Here is a 20429-nt window from a genome sequence, read left to right as displayed (position 1 = left end):
TGAATCGATATTGGAATGAGCATCTGTTGGAAGGAGTTGAAAAAACGATGCAAAACATTATTGAAGAAATCACAAAAGAACAATTAAGAACTGACCTTCCTGTATTCCGTCCTGGAGATACTGTACGTGTACACGTGAAAGTTATCGAGGGTACTCGTGAGCGTATTCAGGTATATGAAGGTGTTGTGATTAAGCGTCGTGGTGGAGGAGTTAGTGAAACATTTACAGTTCGTAAGGTATCTTACGGAGTAGGTGTTGAACGTACATTCCCTGTGCATACACCAAAAATTGCGAAGCTTGAAGTAGTACGCCGTGGTAAAGTACGCCGTGCGAAATTATACTACTTACGTGAACTTCGTGGTAAAAAAGCACGTATTAAAGAAATTCGATAAAAAGCGAGAAGGAGCTTGTATAAAAATAACAAGCTCCTTTTACATTTGTAGAAATAATCATTATAATAGAAGAATAATACATAAATCTGGGATGAAAAGCTATTTCATAGAGAGAAAAGAGCAGGTGGAGGAGAAAGATGGCCAAACATAAAAATGAACTTTGGGAATGGATAAAAGCGTTAGCAGTTGCTGTTATTTTAGCAGCAGTCATCCGTTATTTTTTCTTTGCACCGATTGTCGTAGACGGGCTATCGATGATGCCAACTCTTCATCACCAAGACCGAATGATCGTCAATAAAATTGGGTATAAGATTGGAAATCCTGAACGCTTTGATATTGTAGTCTTCCATGCAACAGTAGAAAAGGATTATATCAAGCGTATAATTGGATTACCAGGTGATAGAATTGAATACAAAGACGATACCCTATTTATTAATGGGGAGCCGTATGAAGAACCATATCTTGATGAATACAAGAAAAATCTAATAGATGGACCGCTCACAGACCCATTTATTTTAGAAGAAGTACCAGAAGGGCATCTATTTGTTATGGGAGATAATCGTCGTTATAGTAAAGACTCACGCCACATTGGCCCAGTTCCTATTAGCGAGGTCCTTGGAGAAACAAACCTTATTTATTGGCCACTTTCCGACTTTGGCATCGTGAAATAAGTATAAACATAAAATTAACCAAATAAGTTGGTGAAGAAATGACAATTCAATGGTTTCCAGGCCATATGGCAAAAGCAAGAAGACAAGTTACCGAAAAACTTTCATTAATTGATATTGTTTTCGAGTTGGTTGATGCTAGAATCCCTGCATCGTCAAGAAATCCAATGATTGATGAAATCATTAAAAACAAGCCAAGACTTCTACTTTTAAATAAGGCTGATATGGCTGACCCAAAAAGAACAAAAGAATGGATTGAATACTATAAAGACAATGGTATACCTGCTTTAGCGATCAACTCACAAGCAGGCAATGGTATGAAACAAATCGTTAGTGAAGCAAAAGTGATTCTCAAAGAGAAATTTGACAAAATGGCGGCTAAAGGGATTAGACCCCGTGCAATTCGTGCTTTAATAGTAGGTATACCGAATGTGGGAAAATCTACACTTATAAATCGATTAGCAAAGAAGAATATTGCACAAACTGGCGATCGCCCTGGCATTACAAAAGCTCAGCAGTGGATTAAGGTGGGTAAAGAATTGGAATTACTCGATACACCTGGTATTCTTTGGCCAAAATTTGAAGACCAAGAAGTTGGTCTTAAATTAGCTACTACAGGTGCCATTAAAGATACAATACTAAATCTGCAAGATGTTGCTGTATACGCCCTACGGTTTTTAGAGGATAACTATCCAGACAATTTAAAGGATCGGTTTGGCTTAGACGAGATACCAGAAGATATCGCGCTATTATTTGATGAAATAGCAAAACGGCGAGGAAGTATGATGTCTGGAGGTTATGCAGACTATGATAAAACTGCAGAAATCATCATCCGAGAAATTAGAACAGAAAAATTAGGTAGGCTTACATTTGAAAGACCGTAAGAGGTTCGCATTTTGCGAGCCTTCATTTTTTTTTATAAATGCCGATATAAAATACATAAAGCAAATGGTATTGAGGGTGAAAGAATGTCACAGTTCACAATTAAAGAAATTGAAAAACAACTAGCGATGATACAGGATGAACAAGATGAGTTTCTAAAACTTTGTGAGGAAGATTCTCGTAAAGGGGTTCAGGTTCTCATCGAACGTTGGAAAAAGAAAAAGGACATCGAAAAAGCTCAAAAACAACTTTATGATGAGATGACCAAGTATGAACAATCCCTTTTTAATAAGCGGCTTAGTAACATAGCTGGCGTAGATGAAGTGGGCCGAGGTCCGTTAGCTGGCCCTGTTGTAGCCGCAGCTGTTATTTTACCTCAGAATGCATTCATCCCAGGTTTAAACGATTCAAAAAAACTATCTGAACAAAAAAGAGAGGAATTATTTAAACAGATAACAGAATGTGCCGTATCAATTGGAATTGGGATCATACCAGCTAACATAATCGACGAAATGAATATTTTTCAAGCAACTAAGCAAGCGATGAAAAAGGCAGTTCTTGGCTTATCAGTAAAGCCAGAGCATCTTTTAGTAGACGCAATGGAAATACCAATCGACATCCCTCAAACATCCATCATAAAAGGGGACGCTAATAGTGTTTCGATAGCAGCCAGCTCGATAATTGCAAAGGTTACGAGAGACCGTTTAATGAAGCGATTAGGCCAGGAATATCCGCAATACGGATTTGAAAAACATATGGGATATGGTACTGCACACCACCTTGAAGCACTTAAAAAATATGGTGTTACAGAGGAGCACCGACGTTCATTTGCTCCAATACGGGAAATGGTAGAGGTACAGTGATGATGCCTTTTAACATCATTCAAGCATTATTTAAGAGTGGGGCCATTCAAACGTTTCACTCTTCTTCAACACTAAGTGATAGCGAAGTAAAGTTAGCAAATCCTTCAATTAAAATATTAGACAAATTACTAGTTACTAATAGTGAAATGACTGAACTCACATTTAAAAATAGGCAATCACTTCCAAAGGATACTATTGAACTGACAACGAGTGAATCAAATCAATTCCTTCAGGAACAAGTATCTTTTAAAACAGCAGATTTAGAGTACATTTCACTTCGGATATCTGGCAGAAAAAAGAAGGGTAAAATAGATCCTACTTTTTGTCAGCTGCTTTTTTCGCTAAATCTCACAAATTTGAACGAAGTCCTCATTGATGTGCGGGTTCAAAATCGTCTAGTATCAATCAAGATTTATAACCAAACAGTAGGTGTTGAATCTTTGGCAAATGATTTGAAATCATCTCTAAAAACGAGTCTAGAATCACTTGGGTATCAGCTTTCAAGTGTAAGTGTAGATAATCTAGCAATAAATGAAGTGATGAAAGATCAAGCTGATTTATGTAACTCTACTAATAAAGTGGATATTAAAATATGAAAAAAGAACGAGAGAACAAAAAGAGAGCGGCTGTTGCCTTGTCCTACAAAGAAAATGTAGATTCTGAGCCAAAAGTGGTGGCAAAAGGTAAGGGTAGTGTTGCTGAACATATTATTCAAAAGGCTAAGGAAAATAAAATACCGATTCAAGAAGATGGTTCTCTAGTTGAGTTATTGAGCGAATTAAAATTAAAAGAGGGAATTCCTCAAGAACTATATCAAGTGATCGCAGAAATTTTTGCTTTTGTATATAATATAGATAAGAATCTAAAAAAATAGTTTCTTGGTATAGCAATTCTTGCAATATTTGCCGAAAAAAGAATAAATTTTTGCGAAATGGTAGACAAGTAGATTTTCTAGTTATAAAATGAAAGCGCAGTCTAATTTTTGTCTAGTTCAGCGTCATTAGGACTTGAGGCTAACTCTAGTCAATAATGATGTGCTTTTCTATGCAAAGTAGGATTTGTCGAAAATAATTGTCATAGAAAATTCGAAAAGTTAAATGTATAATAACATTTGGACTGACAATGCTTTCTTTACTTTTTTTACATCAGAATGGAGGATGGAAAATGAATATCCATGAGTATCAAGGAAAAGAGATCCTCAGAAAATACGGGGTAGCTGTTCCAAATGGTAAGGTTGCATTCACAGTAGATGAAGCTGTTGAAGCTGCAAAAGAACTTGGATCACAAGTTTGTGTTGTTAAAGCACAAATTCATGCTGGGGGTCGTGGTAAAGCTGGTGGAGTTAAAGTAGCGAAAAACCTGGACGAAGTTCGTACATATGCAAATGAAATCCTAGGTAAGACTCTTGTTACACACCAAACAGGTCCTGAAGGTAAGGAAGTAAAACGTCTTCTAATTGAAGAAGGCTGCGATATTAAAAAAGAGTACTATATTGGTTTAGTACTTGATCGCGCTACTTCTCGCGTAGTTTTAATGGCATCTGAAGAAGGTGGAACAGAAATCGAAGAGGTTGCTGAAAAAACACCTGAAAAGATTTTTAAGGAAGAAATCGATCCTGTAGTTGGATTACTGCCATTCCAAGCTCGTAGAATCGCATTTAATATTAACATACCAAAAGAATTAGTGAATCAGGCTGTTAAATTTATGACAGCGTTATATACTGCTTTTGTTGAAAAAGATTGCTCGATTGCTGAAATCAACCCGTTAGTGGTAACTGGCGACGGTAAAGTTATGGCATTAGATGCTAAATTGAACTTCGATTCTAACGCATTATACCGCCAAAAGGATGTACTAGAATACCGTGATTTAGATGAAGAAGATCCAAAAGAAATCGAAGCATCTAAATATGATTTAAGTTATATTTCTCTTGATGGAAACATTGGCTGTATGGTTAACGGTGCAGGTCTTGCAATGTCAACAATGGACATTATTAAGCACTACGGCGGAGATCCAGCGAACTTCCTTGATGTTGGGGGCGGTGCAACAGCTGAGAAGGTAACTGAAGCGTTCAAAATTATTTTATCTGATGAAAACGTTAAGGGTATTTTCGTGAATATCTTTGGCGGAATCATGAAGTGTGATGTTATTGCAGAAGGTGTTGTAGCTGCAACGAAAGAAGTAGGATTGCAAATTCCTCTAGTCGTACGTCTTGAAGGAACAAACGTTGATTTAGGTAAGAAGATTTTACAAGAGTCTGGTCTAAATATTACAGCTGCTGAATCAATGGCTGACGGTGCACAAAAAATCGTATCACTAGTAGGGTAAGAAAGGCAGGGGACTAACATGGGTGTTTTTGTTAATAAAGATACAAAAGTAATTGTTCAAGGAATAACAGGTGCTACGGCCCTTTTCCATACAAAACAAATGCTTGAATATGGTACTAAAATAGTAGGTGGTACTTCACCAGGTAAAGGTGGAACTGAAGTAGAAGGTGTTCCTGTATTCAATACTGTTAAAGAAGCAGTAGAGCAAACAGGTGCTACAGCTTCTGTCATTTACGTACCTGCTCCATTTGCTGCAGATGCGATCATCGAAGCAGTAGATGCCGAATTAGATCTAGCAATTTGTATCACAGAGCATATTCCAGTATTAGATATGGTTAAAGTTAAGCGCTTTATGGAAGGGAAAAAGACTCGTTTAATCGGTCCAAACTGCCCAGGTGTAATTACAGCTGACGAATGTAAAATTGGTATAATGCCTGGATATATCCATAAAAAAGGTCACGTAGGTGTTGTATCACGATCAGGTACTTTAACATATGAGGCTGTTCATCAATTAACACAAGCTGGAATTGGACAATCAACAGCTGTAGGTATTGGTGGAGACCCTGTTAATGGTACGAATTTCATCGATGTATTGAAAGCATTTAACGAAGATGAAGAGACATATGCGGTAATCATGATTGGTGAGATTGGTGGAACAGCTGAAGAAGAAGCTGCTGAGTGGGTTAAAGCCAACATGACAAAACCAGTTGTAGGGTTTATCGGTGGGCAAACTGCACCTCCAGGAAAGCGTATGGGTCATGCTGGTGCGATTATCTCTGGTGGTAAAGGTACTGCTGAAGAAAAAATCCGTATTATGAACGAGTGTGGCATTAAAGTCGCAGAAACACCATCCGTAATGGGTGAGACTTTAATTTCTGTTCTCAAAGAAAAAGGGTTATACGAGAAGTGTAAAACGCACTAATTAAATACATGAATTGAGGCAGTTCTTGTCTAAAAGGACTGTCTCTTTCAGATGGAAAAAGGAGAACTAATGGACAAATTTCGTGAAAAATTAATACATTTACATCATTGTCGAGGAATAGGTTGGAAATCTATTTTCCGAATTCTACAACATGATCCTACACTTTCTTCTATATATAATTACCCCACTTCTTTTTATGAAAAGATTCTTCCCCTTTCAAAACATCACCTCACAATTTTTTTAAAAGATTTGCATTCTTTATCAATCCAAAGTATGCTAAAACAATATAAGGAAAATAATGTGGGGATTATTACCATATTCGATCAAGAGTATCCTAGACTTCTGAAGGAGATTTTTGATCCACCTTGGGTCTTATATACAGCTGGGAATCAAGTTTTGTTAAAAAGCGAGAAATTATTAAGTGTTGTTGGGTCTCGTACTCCATTACATACAAGTATGGAATGTATGACAAAGGTTTTAGTACCTTTGATAAAAGAAAATTGGGTATTAGTAAGTGGATTGGCGCGTGGAATAGATACCATGGCACACGAATTAGCAATTGAATATAATGGGCATACAGTTGCGGTCATAGCTGGTGGCTTTCATCATATTTATCCTCAAGAAAACAAAGAATTGGCAAGTACTATCACCCAAAATCATATCCTAATTTCTGAATATCCTCCAAATACAAAACCTGAAAAATGGCAGTTCCCGATGCGGAATCGAATTATAAGTGGATTGTCACATGGTACTTTAGTAGTTGAAGCAAAAGAAAGAAGCGGTTCCTTAATAACTGCAGATCAAGCTCTTAATCAAGGGAGAGAGGTTTTTGCAATTCCTGGCTCGATCTTAGAACTTTCTTGTGTAGGAACGAATAAATTAATTCAGTCTGGTGCAAAATTAGTGCTCAACAGCGAGGATATACGCTTAGAAATGGATCATTTGAATAAAAATAAATGATGAAAAAAGAATAAAATTATCATAACAGTTTGACAAACTGTAGATGAATATTTAATAATATGGAGGATTTAACTTTCATATCAAGTAAATGATGCGCTTTTATTTCAAAAGAGCATTTGATGATAGAAAATAGGTAGGATTTATTATAAATAGAAATTTATTTTACCTCTAAGGAGGAAGCGTTACATGTCGGACTATTTAGTCATAGTTGAATCGCCTGCAAAAGCGAAAACAATTGAAAGATATTTGGGGAAAAAATATAAGGTAAAAGCATCAATGGGTCATATTAGAGACCTTCCAAGAAGTCAAATGGGTGTAGATGCAAAGAATAATTATGAAGTAAAATATATTACCATTCGAGGAAAAGGTCCTGTATTAAAAGACTTAAAAACAGCTGCTAAAAAAGCAAAAAAAGTCTATCTAGCAGCCGACCCCGACCGCGAAGGGGAAGCAATTGCTTGGCATTTGGCACACTCTTTAAATTTAGATATCACTTCAGATTGCCGTGTCGTTTTTAATGAAATCACAAAGGATGCAATTAAAGAGTCATTTAAGCATCCACGACCAATTAATCAAGCGCTTGTAGATGCACAACAAGCTAGACGCGTTCTTGACAGATTAGTAGGCTATAATATTAGTCCCTTATTATGGAAAAAGGTGAAAAAAGGGTTAAGTGCAGGACGAGTACAATCCGTTGCTGTTAGACTCATCATTGATCGAGAAAAAGAAATTCAAAGTTTTGAGCCAGAGGAATATTGGACAATCAAAGCTGGCTTTCTAAAAGGAAATGAGCAATTTGAAGGTCAATTTTATGGTGTGAATGGTAAAAAAATAGAATTGAAAAATGTAGATGAAGTAAAAAACATACTTTCTCAAATTGATGTTAATCTTTCAGTTAAACAGGATGAGGTAGAAGCTGAACTTTCAAATAAAGCGAAATCGTTCACGATCACCTCTGTTACTAAAAAAGAACGAAAAAGAAATCCAGCTCCACCGTTTATCACTTCTTCCTTACAGCAGGAAGCTGCACGTAAGTTAAATTTCCGTGCAAAGAAAACAATGATGCTGGCACAACAATTATATGAAGGAATTGACCTTGGTAAGGAAGGTACAGTTGGTTTAATTACCTATATGCGTACGGATTCAACTCGAATCTCGGAGACTGCTACCCAGGAAAGTACCCAATATATTGAACAGACATTTGGTAGCCAATTTCTAACTGACACTAAAAGGAAAGAGAAAAAAGGGACTAATACACAGGATGCCCATGAAGGGATCCGTCCAACTTCTGTTTTTAGAGAACCAAATAGTTTGAAACAATACTTGAGCAGAGATCAACTCAGATTGTATAAATTAATTTGGGAACGGTTTGTAGCAAGTCAAATGGCTTCTGCCGTGATGGATACGATGAGTGTTGATTTAAAGTATGGTGATGTTTTATTTAGAGCAACTGGATCAAAAGTTAAATTCCCAGGGTTTATGAAAGTTTACGTAGAGGGCAACGACGATAATGTTGAGGAAAAGGAAAATATGTTGCCTGATTTAAAAGAGGGAGATCAAGTCTTCGCAAAAGACATTGATCCAAAGCAGCACTTTACTCAGCCACCTCCTAGATATACGGAAGCTAGACTTGTTAAAACTCTTGAAGAACTAGGGATAGGTAGACCATCCACATATGCACCGACTCTTGATACGATCCAAAAAAGAGGCTATGTGGCACTGGATAACAAACGATTTGTACCTACAGAACTAGGAGAAATTGTTGATGAGCTAATGCTCGAATTTTTCCCTAAAATTTTAGATGTAGAGTTTACTGCAAAAATGGAGAATGATCTTGACGAAATAGAAGAAGGAAAAACCCAATGGATCAAAATCATTGATGAATTCTACAAAGATTTCGAGAAAAGATTAGAAATTGCAGAAGCTGAGATGCAAGAAATTGAAATTAAAGATGAACCTGCAGGAGTAGATTGTGAAAATTGTGGTCACCCGATGGTTTACAAAATGGGGAGATATGGAAAGTTTATGGCGTGTTCTAATTTCCCTGACTGTCGTAACACGAAACCAATCGTTAAAGAAATAGGAGTTCCTTGTCCCAAATGTGAAAAGGGGAACATTGTTGAAAGAAAGAGTAAGAAGAAAAGAATCTTCTTTGGTTGTGATCAATACCCAGAATGTGATTTTCTGTCATGGGATAAACCACTTCCACGAAAATGTCCAAAATGTGAAAGCCTGTTAGTTGAGAAGAAACTTAAAAAAGGAATTCAAGTTCAATGTGCGGAGTGTGACTACAAAGAAGAAACACAAAAATAACATATAGTGGTGGGCCTAATGTTTGGCTCACCGCTTAGTTATGAAGAGAGAAACGGGAAATAACCATTTCTTGCGCAATTCAGAATTTTTTAAAAAAATCAGAGTTTTTATTTGCAAGGGCTACTAAATTATGATAATATTTAGTAGCCCTTGTGAGGTGAAAACATTGGAAAATGTGAACAAATCGTTACAATTATTCAAAGATTATTTACAAATCGAAAAGAATTATTCACAATATACAATTGTGCATTATGAGCAATCGGTTGATCATTTTTTTCAATTTCTGAAACGGGAGTCTATTTCAGATTTATCTGATGTAACATATTCGGATGTGCGATTGTATCTTACCGAGCTGTATAAGAAACAATATGCAAGACGTACTGTTGCTAAAAAAATATCAACATTACGCAGTTTTTTTCATTTTCTTCAAAGGGAAAATCGTATTAACCAAAATCCATTCACATTCGTATCCTTACCAAAAAGGGAACAAAAGCTTCCACACTTTTTATATGAGGAAGAATTGGAAAAGCTATTTCGTGTTTCAGATCTTTCAACAAGTTTAGGGCAACGAGATCAAGCCCTACTTGAACTGCTTTATGCGACTGGAATCCGTGTGAGTGAATGCTGCAAATTAACACTACAAGATTTAGATTTTTCTTTAGGAACAGTATTTGTTCGCGGTAAAGGGAATAAGCAGCGTTACGTTCCTTTTGGAAGTTATGCAGAACAAGCACTTACAAACTATATTTCACATGGTCGCAAAGAGTTGCTTGAAAAAGCCTCAGTACATACGAATCATTTATTCCTAAATTTTCGTGGTGGACCATTAACAGCTAGGGGAGTCCGTGTTATTTTGAATAATATGATTAAAAAAACCTCCTCTACAATTCATATTAGTCCACATATATTAAGACATACATTTGCTACACACCTTTTAAACGAGGGCGCTGATATGAGGTCTGTACAAGAACTATTGGGTCATGAAAACCTGTCATCCACACAGGTTTATACGCATGTGACAAAGGATCATTTACGAAATATTTATCTGTCCTCACATCCACGTGCATAAGGAGGTTGTTTAATAAATATGTCAAATTTTCATGCAACAACTATATTTGCTGTAAAACATAAAGGAAAATCAGCAATGGCTGGAGATGGTCAAGTTACCTTTGGAAATGCTGTGGTTATGAAACATACAGCAAAAAAGGTGCGTAAACTATTTCAGGGTAGGGTTATAGCGGGTTTCGCAGGCTCAGTTGCTGATGCCTTCACCCTATTCGAAATGTTTGAAGGACGGCTTGAGGAGTTTAATGGAAATTTACAAAGAGCAGCTGTTGAACTAGCAAAAGAGTGGAGAAGTGATAAAGTTCTTCGTAAATTAGAGGCAATGCTTATTGTTATGGATGAGAAAGATTTGCTTCTTATTTCTGGTACAGGAGAAGTAATTGAGCCCGATGATGGTATTCTAGCAATTGGTTCTGGTGGAAATTATGCTCTTTCTGCTGGTCGTGCGTTGAAGAAGTATTCCGGTGAACATCTAACAGCAAAAGAGATTGCAAAGGCGTCATTAGAAATTGCAAGTGAGATTTGTGTGTATACAAATGAAAACATTATAGTTGAGGAACTATAAGGAGGGGATTTCATTGAAGACTAATTTAACCCCAAGACAGATTGTAGAAAAATTAGACCAATATATTATCGGCCAGAAAGATGCTAAAAGGGCAGTATCGGTGGCGCTAAGAAATCGATATCGCCGTAGTTTGTTAAGTGAAAAACTAAGAGATGAAATCGTGCCCAAGAATATTTTAATGATTGGGCCGACAGGTGTGGGTAAAACTGAAATTGCAAGACGACTTGCCAAATTAGTAGGGGCTCCTTTTATTAAAGTAGAGGCTACTAAATTTACTGAAGTTGGATATGTTGGCCGTGATGTAGAATCAATGGTTCGAGACCTAATTGAAACGTCCGTACGTCTTGTAAAAGAAGAAAAAATGTCAGAAGTAGCAGATCGAGCTCAGGAAAATGCGAATAAGAGAATTGTTGAGTTACTTGTTCCAAGTAATAAAAAACAAACAACTTATAAAAATCCACTCGAAATGCTCTTTGGTGGGAATACTAATGAGCCAGACGAAGAAAAATCACCAGAGGAAGATAGCTTGACTGAAAGAAGAAAACGTATGGCTCATAAGCTTGAACTTGGTGAACTAGAGGATTATTACGTTACTGTAGAAGTTGAAGAGCAGCAAGCTTCCATGTTTGATCTGCTACAAGGATCAGGTATGGAAAGTATGGGCATGAATATGCAGGATGCGCTAAGTAGCCTAATGCCTAAAAAACGAAAAAAGCGGAAACTAACTGTTAAAGAAGCTCGAAAAGTACTAACGAATGAAGAGGCAGCGAAGTTAATTGATATGGATGAAGTTACTCAAGAAGCAATTAATCGTGCAGAACAATCGGGTATTATTTTTATCGATGAGATTGACAAAGTTGCTGGAAAGAGTCATAATTCTTCTTCTGCAGATGTTTCAAGAGAAGGAGTTCAACGTGACATCTTACCGATTGTTGAAGGTTCAACGGTAGTAACGAAATATGGGTCAGTGAAAACAGATCATATGTTATTTATTGCTGCTGGAGCTTTTCATATGTCGAAGCCATCAGATCTAATTCCTGAATTACAAGGCCGCTTTCCAATTCGTGTCGAGTTGACAAAGTTAACAGTTGATGATTTTTATCGCATTTTAGTTGAGCCGGATAATGCGTTATTGAAACAATATTCAGCATTATTAGAAACAGAAGGTATACAACTTGAATTTTCTGACGATGCTATTCGTAAGATAGCTGAAGTTGCCTTCCAAGTGAATCAAGATACGGATAATATTGGTGCTAGACGCCTACATACAATTTTGGAGAGACTGTTAGAGGATTTATCATTCGAAGCACCAGATATTACGATGGAGAAAATCACGATAACTCCACAGTATGTAGATGAAAAGTTGAGTACTATCGTGAAAAACAAAGATTTAAGTCAGTTTATTTTGTAAGATTATCAGGAGGAACAAGTAAATGCCATTATTACAAAAAACAAGAAAAATCAATGCAATGCTGCAAAATGCAGCTGGAAAGCCAGTTAATTTCAAAGAAATGTCAGAAACTTTACGCGATGTAATTGGAGGAAATGTCTTCTTGTTAAGTCGCCGTGGAAAACTTCTTGGTTTTGCCATCAATCAACAAATTGAAAACGAAAGAATGAAGAAAATGATTGAGGATCGTCATTTTCCTGAAGAGTACACCCAAAGTTTATTTAACATTACGGAAACTTCTTCAAACCTTGATATTGAAAGTGAATATACTGCATTCCCGATTGAAAACAAAGAATTATTCAAAAGTGGTTTAACAACAATTGTACCAATTATCGGTGGTGGTGAGCGTTTAGGTACCCTTATCCTTTCAAGACTAGATCAACGTTTTGAAGATGATGACCTAATTTTAGCTGAATATGGTGCTACTGTTGTAGGTATGGAAATACTTCGTGAAAAAGCGGAAGAAATTGAAGAAGAAGCAAGAAGTAAAGCAGTAGTTCAGATGGCAATCAGTTCATTATCTTACAGTGAATTTGAGGCTATTGAACACATTTTTGAAGAATTAAATGGCAACGAAGGATTATTGGTTGCAAGTAAAATTGCAGATCGTGTTGGTATTACAAGATCTGTTATCGTAAACGCTCTAAGAAAGCTTGAGAGTGCAGGTGTAATTGAATCTCGTTCACTAGGTATGAAAGGTACGTATATTAAAGTACTTAACGATAAATTCCTTTACGAATTAGAGAAATTAAAATCAAATTAATAAAATAAAAAAGAAGATGGATGTTCTCCATCTTCTTTTTTATGAAAATTTTGCAGTCAATGAATATCACATATTGTCGTTTTTTTGTAGTGGAAATAAGTACTTGTCTCTAATTGTAAAAAACACGTGAAACTTTGTGTCTAAAATTCTATAATATTGGATAGAAATCGTGGTCGAAAAGACCTATATTTGTCGAAAAACATCATATTTTACCGATTCGTTCATAGACAGAAAGACTATATTTCATTACAATGATAAGAGTTATAACAATTCGTTATATATATTCGAAATGTATTTATTTTTTGTGAGGGGATTAGATGAAACTTTTTTCTAATACAATTCATTCGCTGGAGAAAGCATTGGATTATTCGGCGCTGAGACAGAAGGTGATTTCAAATAATATTGCGAATGTGGATACACCAAATTTCAAAGCGCAAGACGTAAGCTTTAGGAATCTCCTTTCGAATGAATTAAATAGTCGGATCAGGGCTAATCGGACGAATAACAAACACGTAGAATTTACTAGTAGCACTCGTTCAAACGGTCCGATTATTAGTAAAAATGATACAGCATATAACCACAATGGTAATAATGTTGATATCGATAAGGAAATGGCGTTATTAGCTGAAAATCAAATTTATTATAATGCTGTAACTCAAAGAATTAGTGGGAAATTCAATACATTACAATCTGTCATTAAAGGAGGGAACTAAGCGTGTCTATTTTTCATAGCTTGAATACGAGTGCCTCAGCACTAACTGCTGGAAGACTCAGAATGGACGTTATTTCCTCGAATATGGCAAATGTAGATACAACTAGAGGGAAAATTGTCGATGGACAGTGGCAGCCATATAGAAGAAAAATGGTCGTTCAGCAGCCAAACGGCAGTAGCTTCTCTTCTCATTTATCCAAGGCGATGAACCATTCGAAGGTAGGTAATGGGGTCAAGGTGACGAGTATCGTCGAAGACGACACTCCTTTTCAGCTTGTCTATAACCCTGAACATCCTGATGCAAATGAAGAAGGATATGTCGCTCTACCGAATGTAGACCCACTAAAGGAAATGGTCGATTTAATAAGTGCAACTAGAGCTTATGAGGCAAATGTTACTGTCTTTAATGCTTCCAAAGGAATGTTAATGAAAGCTTTAGAAATTGGAAAATAGGTGATAAATCGTGATTGAGAAAATAAACATTGCAGCACCAGGTAAACTTACTATGTCAGAAATTCAGCCCAAAGCTGCTAGTGTTGTACAAAAAGAGTTTAGTAATTTTTTAAAAGACGCAATCAATAATGTAAATGAAGCCCAGCAGTTTTCGGATAAAATGACTGAGAAACTGATTAACGGTGAAAATGTTGATTTGCACCAAGTAATGATTGCTTCTGAGAAGGCAAGTGTTTCATTGCAGGCAACACTTCAAATTCGAAATAAAGTGATAGAAGCATACCAAGAAATCATGAGGATGCAGGTGTAATCCGAGATTTTAAAACGATAATTAGGGGTATGTAAATGAATGAAAAACTACTTTTATATAAAACTAAGATAAGTGAATATTGGAAAAAGCAATCACGTCTCCAAAAGACGACGATTATTGGGTTGCCATTATTATTAATTGTGATTATTTCACTTACTGTTTTTATTACAACAAAATCAACACTTGTTCCTTTGTATAGTAACTTATCACCACAGGAAACAGGACAAATAAAAGCAACATTAGATGCTAGAGGCATTCAATCAGAAATATCAAATAACGGTTCAACTATTAAAGTACCGGAGGAAATGGTAGAGTCCTTGATGGTTGAACTTGCGGCAGAAGGAATACCAGATAGCGGTAATATTGATTATTCGTTCTTTGGTCAAAATGCTGGCTTTGGGATGACCGATAATGAATTTAATATGCTTAAGCTAGAATCTACACAAACGGAATTAGCTAATCTAATTAAAGGCATCGATGGAATAAACGATGCTAAGGTTATGATCAGTATGCCGAGTGAAGGTATTTTTGTGAAAGACATCCAGAATGAAGCATCTGCTTCCATTGTTCTAAATACAAAGCCAGGATATAAGTTTGATGGTCAGCAAATAAAATCCCTTTACCACTTGGTATCTAAGAGTATTCCTAACTTACCTACTGATAATATCGTCATTACTAACCAATACTTTGAGTACTTTGATTTAGAAAATAATGAAAATTTATCTGCAATTGGCAATGTAGCATCACAGCTTGATTTAAAACGTGAAATCGAAAGGGATATCCAAAGACAGGTCCAACAAATGCTTGGAACCATGATGGGACCAGATAAGGTTGTTGTATCTGTGACAACCGATATTGATTTTACAAAAGAAAACCGTCAAGAAAGCATCGTTACCCCTGCAGACACTGAGAATATGGAAGGACTCGAAATTAGTGTTGAACGAATTACTGAAACCTATACGGGCGAAGGAGCACAAGTAGGTGGTACACCTGGAACTGGAGGAAATGAAGTCCCTGCTTATAATACAAACGGACAATCAGGTAACGGGGATTATGAACGTATTGAAGAGCGTGTGAATAGAGATGTGAATAGAATCACAAAGGACATTGTTGAAGCTCCTTATAAAATAAGAGATTTAGGTATTCAGGTCATGGTAGAAGCACCGGATCCGAAAAATCCTGCTTCAATGCCACAAGAACGTGTTGAAGATATTGAGAGGATCTTAAGCACGATTGTGGGGACAAGTATTAACCAGGATGAGGATAAGGTTTTAACACATGAAGACATTCAAGATAAAATCGTTGTTTCTGTTCAAGAATTTAATGGTAAAGCTACTACCGTTTCTGAAACACCAGTTAATGAAGGTTTACCGATCTGGATTTACATTGTAGGTGGATTATTAATTTTAGGACTTATCATTCTATTAATCTTAGTTTTACGTAAGAAGAAAGTGACGGAAACGGAAGAAGAGATAACTCAACCTGAGCCTGTATTCTTTGAACAAACAATTCCAGATGTAAATGAAGAAAAAGAATCAGATACAACTGTGCGCAGAAAACAATTAGAGAAACTAGCCAAAGATAAACCAGAAGACTTTGCGAAACTATTACGTACTTGGTTGGCAGATGAGTAGGAGGTTGGGGTAATGGCAAAACGAGAATTACAAAACGGGTTAACTGGTAAACAAAAGGCAGCCATACTTCTTATTTCATTAGGTCCAGATGTGTCAGCCTCAGTATACAAGCATCTATCAGAAGATGAAATTGAAAAGTTAACACTAGAGATTTCGGGCGTTCGAAGAGTCGAAGCTAACACGAAAGAACAAATTATGGAAGAGTTTCATCAAATCGCAATAGCTCAGGACTATATTACTCAAGGTGGTATCGGCTATGCAAAAACAGTTCTTGAAAAAGCACTTGGTGAAGAGCGAGCGGGGGTCATTATTAATCGACTTACATCTTCCCTTCAGGTTAAACCATTTGATTTTGCAAGGAAAGCTGATCCTGGACAGATTTTGAATTTTATACAGAATGAGCATCCACAGACAATAGCTTTAATTCTATCGTATCTAGACTCTAGGCAGTCTGCTCAGATCTTATCTGAACTACCACAGGAAGTTCAAGCTGATATTGCAAGACGGATTGCAATCATGGATAGAACTTCCCCTGAGATCATTAACGAGGTCGAACAAATTCTTGAGCGTAAACTATCAGCTACTGTAACACACGATTATACACAAACAGGCGGTATTGAAGCTGTTGTAGAAGTCTTAAATGGAGTAGATAGGTCAACGGAAAGAACGATACTAGACGCTCTTGAAATACAAGATCCAGGTCTTGCGGAAGAAATTAAGAAGAGAATGTTTGTATTTGAAGATATCGTAACACTTGATAATCGTGCAATTCAGCGTGTTATTCGCGATGTTGAAAATGAGGATCTCATGCTTTCTCTTCGTGTTGCAAGTGAAGAAGTTAAGGATATTGTCTTTAAGAATATGTCAAAACGGATGGTTGAAACCTTTCAGGAGGAAATGGAATATATGGGGCCAGTCCGGTTGCGCGATGTTGAAGAAGCACAATCTCGTATTGTAGCGGTAATTCGTAGACTTGAAGAAGCAGGTGAAATCGTCATCGCTCGTGGTGGAGGAGATGATATTATTGTCTAATGTTATTAAATCGAGTTTGATCGAGCCAAAGAATCATCAAAAAAGGGTGATAGGCCTTAAATCTCTACAAACTTCAGGAAATAAACTACCAAGCCAACAACTACCTGATTCAGAGTTTCTTACACAAAAATTACTTGATGATGCGAAGGAACAGGCTGATAAAATTGTGCAAGATGCAATATCATACTCTAATTCACTTAGGCAACAGGTAATAGTAGAAAAACAAAATTGGGAAGAGGAAAAACAAGCACTCTTTACTAAATCGTCAGCTGAAGGTTTTCAGACTGGGTTGGTTGAAGGTCGAGAGCAAGGCTATCAGGAGTACACAAGTTTACTAGCAGAGGCTCGCCAAATAATTGATGCATCTAAACATGACTATAATCAATACCTAGAATCTTCAGAAGAAGTTATTGTAAAGCTTGCTATGACGGTTGCTGAGAAGATAATCGGAGTTCATCTGTCAGAAAATCCAGATGATTTTGTTTATCTTACTAAAAACGCACTGAAAGAAGTAAAAGAACATTCGGATATTACCATCCAAGTTCATCCATTATTCTACCAAGTAGTTGTGCAGCGAAAAGAAGAGCTATCAACTGTACTTAACAAGGAGACGGACTTATTCATCTACCCAAATGAAGAATTGAACGAACAAGACTGTGTGATTGAATCGTCCTTTGGAAAAGTTAATGCAAGTGTGGACACTCAGCTTTCGGAAATAAAAGAAAAACTTCTTTCATTATTATTGGAGGAATAGTTATGAAAGCAATCGATCTTCTTGCTGAAATCCAGTCAATTGATTCGTTCAAACGTTACGGAAAAGTTTCGAGAGTTGTAGGTCTAATGATTGAGTCGCGTGGACCAGAGTGTTCGATAGGTGATTTGTGCCATATTTATGTTGGAATCTCACATAAAAGGCGTATACAGGCAGAGGTAGTAGGGTTTCGCGAAGAACATGTGATCTTAATGCCTTTTTCTAATGTCAAAGATATTTCTCCTGGAAGTATTGTTGAGGCAACTGGTAAGCCACTTGATATAAAAGTAGGTTCAGGATTAATTGGTAAAGTTTTAGATCCTTTAGGACATCCACTTGATGGAAGTGGATTGCCTCGAGGATTAACTTCCGTACCAACCGAACAGGATCCTCCTAATCCATTATCTCGTCCTCCTATTCGAGAACCAATTGAAGTAGGGGTCAAAATGATTGATTCCCTTTTAACTGTTGGTAAAGGTCAACGTGTTGGTATTTTTGCAGGAAGTGGTGTGGGTAAAAGTACATTATTGGGAATGGTTGCCCGTAATACAACAGCAGACATAAATGTCATCTCGCTTGTTGGAGAGCGTGGACGTGAGGTAAGGGAATTTATTGAAAAAGATTTAGGTGAAGAAGGTCTCAAAAGGTCAATATTAGTGGTGGCTACTTCCGATCAACCAGCCCTTCTACGAATTAAGGCAGCAATGACCGCGACTGCGATTGCTGAGTATTATCGGGATCAAGGACTCGATGTCATGCTCATGATGGACTCCGTTACGCGTGTTGCCATGGCAAGTCGGGAAATTGGTTTAGCGATTGGGGAACCTCCAACTACAAAGGGTTATACACCCAGTGTTTTTACTACACTACCAAGATTATTAGAAAGAACTGGAACAAATCATTTAGGTTCAATTACAGCATTCTACACAGTGCTAGTGGACGGGGATGATATGAATGAGCCGATAGCAGACACAGTTCGTGGGATTCTTGATGGCCATTTCGTTCTGGATCGTAGTCTAGCTAATAAAGGCCAATACCCAGCTATTAATGTATTAAAATCAATTAGTCGTGTAATGAACCAAATTACATCTCGTGACCATAAAAGCAATGCAGAGAAGATTCGAGGTCTCATGGCCACATATCTTAATTCAGAGGATTTAATAAATATCGGAGCTTATAAGAGAGGATCTTCTATAGAGGTGGATGAAGCAATAAGGTTTTATCCAAAAATAATTTCTTTTTTGAAACAGCAAACGGATGAGAAATATAGTTTTGAAGAAAGTTTGCGGTTATTGGCACAATTGGCTGAAAAAGGTGAATAAAACAAATGAGTTATAAGTTCAAATTTCAAAAAGTTATGTCGATAAAAGAAAATGAGAAGAATCAGATTTTAGCAGATTACAAAACATCGGTTAAAGAATTTGAAGAAGCCGCTGAAAGTTTGTATGAAACGTTAAAGAAAAAGGAAGTCCTTGAAGAAAATCAAAGAACGCAGTTACAATTTGGCCTATCTATCCAAAGTATTCGGCATCAGCAATCATTCATTACAGGTTTAGAAAGGACCATTTCGTATTATCAGCAACTTGTCATTAGAGCACGACAAAAAATGCAGCAACTTCAAGACTTGTTAACAGAGAAGAATATTGAAGTTAAGAAATATGAGGTCATGAATGAGAAAGAACTTGCCATTTATGAAGGTCAGTTGAAAATACAAGAAAGCCAGATGATGGATGAAATATCCATTCAACAATATATGTCTAAAGGAAGATAGGTGATCAAATGGAGACAAGTGAAAAAGAATATAGTAAGTTTCAATGGTTTCTGTTTGTCGTTCTTATTCCTACCATCTTTACACTTATAGTCGTTTTTGTTCTATTATCAGTTGCGGGTTTTAATCCTCTTGGAGCCATGAAAGAATTTGCTATCAAGGTGCCAGGTATATCTTCCATTTTTAATGATGAAGAAAAAGAGGTTCAAAAACTAGAAGAGGCTGAGGGATCTGTAGAAGAGTTAGAGGCTGAGATATTAGCAAAGGAAACAAAAATTACCGAACTAGAAAAAGCTTTAGAAACGAAGAGTGGGGAAATACAAACACTAGAAAATGAGATCAGAAATCTTTCGGATGAACTTATTAAACTTCAGGACGAACGTTTGGCGAAAAGTAAATCATTAGATGAATTAACTAAAATGTATGAAATGATGTCTCCAAAAAATGCGGCAAAAATTATTCCTAATTTGAAAGAGGAAGAAGCAACGGAGATTCTAACAAGTATCGATACGAAAAAATTAGCTGCCATCTTTGAAAAAATGGCACCAGAAGATGCTGCGAAATTCACCCAATTAATTACTCAATAATGATGCATTGTCTTG

At 36.7% G+C, this 20429-nt stretch carries 23 protein-coding genes; all 23 read left to right on the top strand.

The window, feature by feature from the left end:
* Positions 1-47: 47 nt before the first annotated feature.
* The 23 genes from rplS (at position 48) to ACWPVE_RS21410 (ending at position 20414) form a co-directional block, all read left to right on the top strand.
* On the top strand, positions 48-392 hold the full coding sequence (gene rplS, locus ACWPVE_RS21520) for a 50S ribosomal protein L19 (protein WP_057996892.1): 345 nt from the start codon (positions 48-50) through the stop codon (positions 390-392).
* Between the two features lie 137 nt (positions 393-529).
* Positions 530-1063, top strand: a complete 534-nt coding sequence (gene lepB, locus ACWPVE_RS21515) for a signal peptidase I (RefSeq protein WP_453996987.1) — start codon at positions 530-532, stop codon at positions 1061-1063.
* Between the two features lie 38 nt (positions 1064-1101).
* On the top strand, positions 1102-1944 hold the full coding sequence (ylqF, locus tag ACWPVE_RS21510) for a ribosome biogenesis GTPase YlqF (RefSeq protein ID WP_453996985.1): 843 nt from the start codon (positions 1102-1104) through the stop codon (positions 1942-1944).
* A gap of 84 nt (positions 1945-2028) precedes the next feature.
* Positions 2029-2805, top strand: coding sequence for a ribonuclease HII (locus tag ACWPVE_RS21505; RefSeq protein WP_453996983.1), 777 nt, complete (start codon positions 2029-2031; stop codon positions 2803-2805).
* Positions 2805-3401 carry a hypothetical protein gene (locus tag ACWPVE_RS21500; RefSeq protein WP_453996981.1) on the top strand — a complete coding sequence of 199 codons (597 nt, stop codon included), beginning with the start codon at positions 2805-2807 and terminating at the stop codon, positions 3399-3401. The genes ACWPVE_RS21505 and ACWPVE_RS21500 overlap by 1 nt, the downstream gene beginning before the upstream one ends.
* Positions 3398-3679: an EscU/YscU/HrcU family type III secretion system export apparatus switch protein gene (locus ACWPVE_RS21495; RefSeq protein WP_453996979.1), complete on the top strand. Its 282-nt coding sequence runs from the start codon at positions 3398-3400 to the stop codon at positions 3677-3679. The genes ACWPVE_RS21500 and ACWPVE_RS21495 overlap by 4 nt, the downstream gene beginning before the upstream one ends.
* 290 nt (positions 3680-3969) lie before the next feature.
* Entirely contained in the window at positions 3970-5130 is a 1161-nt protein-coding gene (sucC, locus tag ACWPVE_RS21490) for an ADP-forming succinate--CoA ligase subunit beta (RefSeq protein WP_453996977.1), read from the top strand.
* Between the two features lie 18 nt (positions 5131-5148).
* Complete coding sequence (sucD, locus tag ACWPVE_RS21485) at positions 5149-6051, top strand: succinate--CoA ligase subunit alpha (protein ID WP_453996975.1); 903 nt, start codon at positions 5149-5151, stop codon at positions 6049-6051.
* A 69-nt stretch (positions 6052-6120) separates the two neighbouring features.
* A complete protein-coding gene (gene dprA, locus ACWPVE_RS21480; protein ID WP_453996973.1) occupies positions 6121-7011 on the top strand; it encodes a DNA-processing protein DprA in 891 nt (296 codons plus the stop codon).
* A gap of 186 nt (positions 7012-7197) precedes the next feature.
* Positions 7198-9324, top strand: coding sequence for a type I DNA topoisomerase (gene topA, locus ACWPVE_RS21475; RefSeq protein ID WP_453996971.1), 2127 nt, complete (start codon positions 7198-7200; stop codon positions 9322-9324).
* A gap of 166 nt (positions 9325-9490) precedes the next feature.
* Entirely contained in the window at positions 9491-10393 is a 903-nt protein-coding gene (gene xerC / locus ACWPVE_RS21470; protein ID WP_453996969.1) for a tyrosine recombinase XerC, read from the top strand.
* Positions 10394-10411: 18 nt separating this feature from the next.
* On the top strand, positions 10412-10954 hold the full coding sequence (hslV, locus tag ACWPVE_RS21465; RefSeq protein ID WP_453996967.1) for an ATP-dependent protease subunit HslV: 543 nt from the start codon (positions 10412-10414) through the stop codon (positions 10952-10954).
* A gap of 13 nt (positions 10955-10967) precedes the next feature.
* Positions 10968-12365, top strand: coding sequence for an HslU--HslV peptidase ATPase subunit (gene hslU, locus ACWPVE_RS21460; protein WP_453996965.1), 1398 nt, complete (start codon positions 10968-10970; stop codon positions 12363-12365).
* A gap of 22 nt (positions 12366-12387) precedes the next feature.
* A complete protein-coding gene (gene codY / locus ACWPVE_RS21455; protein WP_453996962.1) occupies positions 12388-13167 on the top strand; it encodes a GTP-sensing pleiotropic transcriptional regulator CodY in 780 nt (259 codons plus the stop codon).
* A 317-nt stretch (positions 13168-13484) separates the two neighbouring features.
* Positions 13485-13880 (top strand): flagellar basal body rod protein FlgB, encoded by a 396-nt coding sequence (flgB, locus tag ACWPVE_RS21450; RefSeq protein ID WP_453996960.1) that lies wholly within the window; start codon positions 13485-13487, stop codon positions 13878-13880.
* A gap of 2 nt (positions 13881-13882) precedes the next feature.
* Positions 13883-14332 (top strand): flagellar basal body rod protein FlgC, encoded by a 450-nt coding sequence (flgC, locus tag ACWPVE_RS21445; protein ID WP_453996958.1) that lies wholly within the window; start codon positions 13883-13885, stop codon positions 14330-14332.
* Positions 14333-14384: 52 nt separating this feature from the next.
* A complete protein-coding gene (gene fliE / locus ACWPVE_RS21440) occupies positions 14385-14642 on the top strand; it encodes a flagellar hook-basal body complex protein FliE (RefSeq protein ID WP_453997676.1) in 258 nt (85 codons plus the stop codon).
* 35 nt (positions 14643-14677) lie between these two features.
* Positions 14678-16276 carry a flagellar basal-body MS-ring/collar protein FliF gene (fliF, locus tag ACWPVE_RS21435; protein ID WP_453996956.1) on the top strand — a complete coding sequence of 533 codons (1599 nt, stop codon included), beginning with the start codon at positions 14678-14680 and terminating at the stop codon, positions 16274-16276.
* A gap of 12 nt (positions 16277-16288) precedes the next feature.
* Positions 16289-17308: a flagellar motor switch protein FliG gene (gene fliG / locus ACWPVE_RS21430; protein ID WP_453996954.1), complete on the top strand. Its 1020-nt coding sequence runs from the start codon at positions 16289-16291 to the stop codon at positions 17306-17308.
* The gene (fliH, locus tag ACWPVE_RS21425) at positions 17301-18062 is read left to right on the top strand and encodes a flagellar assembly protein FliH (RefSeq protein WP_453996952.1); all 762 of its coding nucleotides are present in this window, start codon (positions 17301-17303) and stop codon (positions 18060-18062) included. Before fliG ends, fliH begins: the two co-directional genes overlap by 8 nt.
* A 2-nt stretch (positions 18063-18064) precedes the next feature.
* Positions 18065-19381 carry a flagellar protein export ATPase FliI gene (gene fliI, locus ACWPVE_RS21420; RefSeq protein WP_453996950.1) on the top strand — a complete coding sequence of 439 codons (1317 nt, stop codon included), beginning with the start codon at positions 18065-18067 and terminating at the stop codon, positions 19379-19381.
* A 5-nt stretch (positions 19382-19386) separates the two neighbouring features.
* On the top strand, positions 19387-19830 hold the full coding sequence (fliJ, locus tag ACWPVE_RS21415) for a flagellar export protein FliJ (RefSeq protein ID WP_453996948.1): 444 nt from the start codon (positions 19387-19389) through the stop codon (positions 19828-19830).
* An 8-nt stretch (positions 19831-19838) separates the two neighbouring features.
* A complete protein-coding gene (locus tag ACWPVE_RS21410) occupies positions 19839-20414 on the top strand; it encodes a MotE family protein (RefSeq protein WP_453996946.1) in 576 nt (191 codons plus the stop codon).
* Positions 20415-20429: the final 15 nt, after the last annotated feature.

The organism is Bacillus nitroreducens (assembly GCF_964021195.1).
Note: the sequence above shows the minus strand (reverse complement) of the source record. Positions and strands in the feature narration are given on the sequence as shown.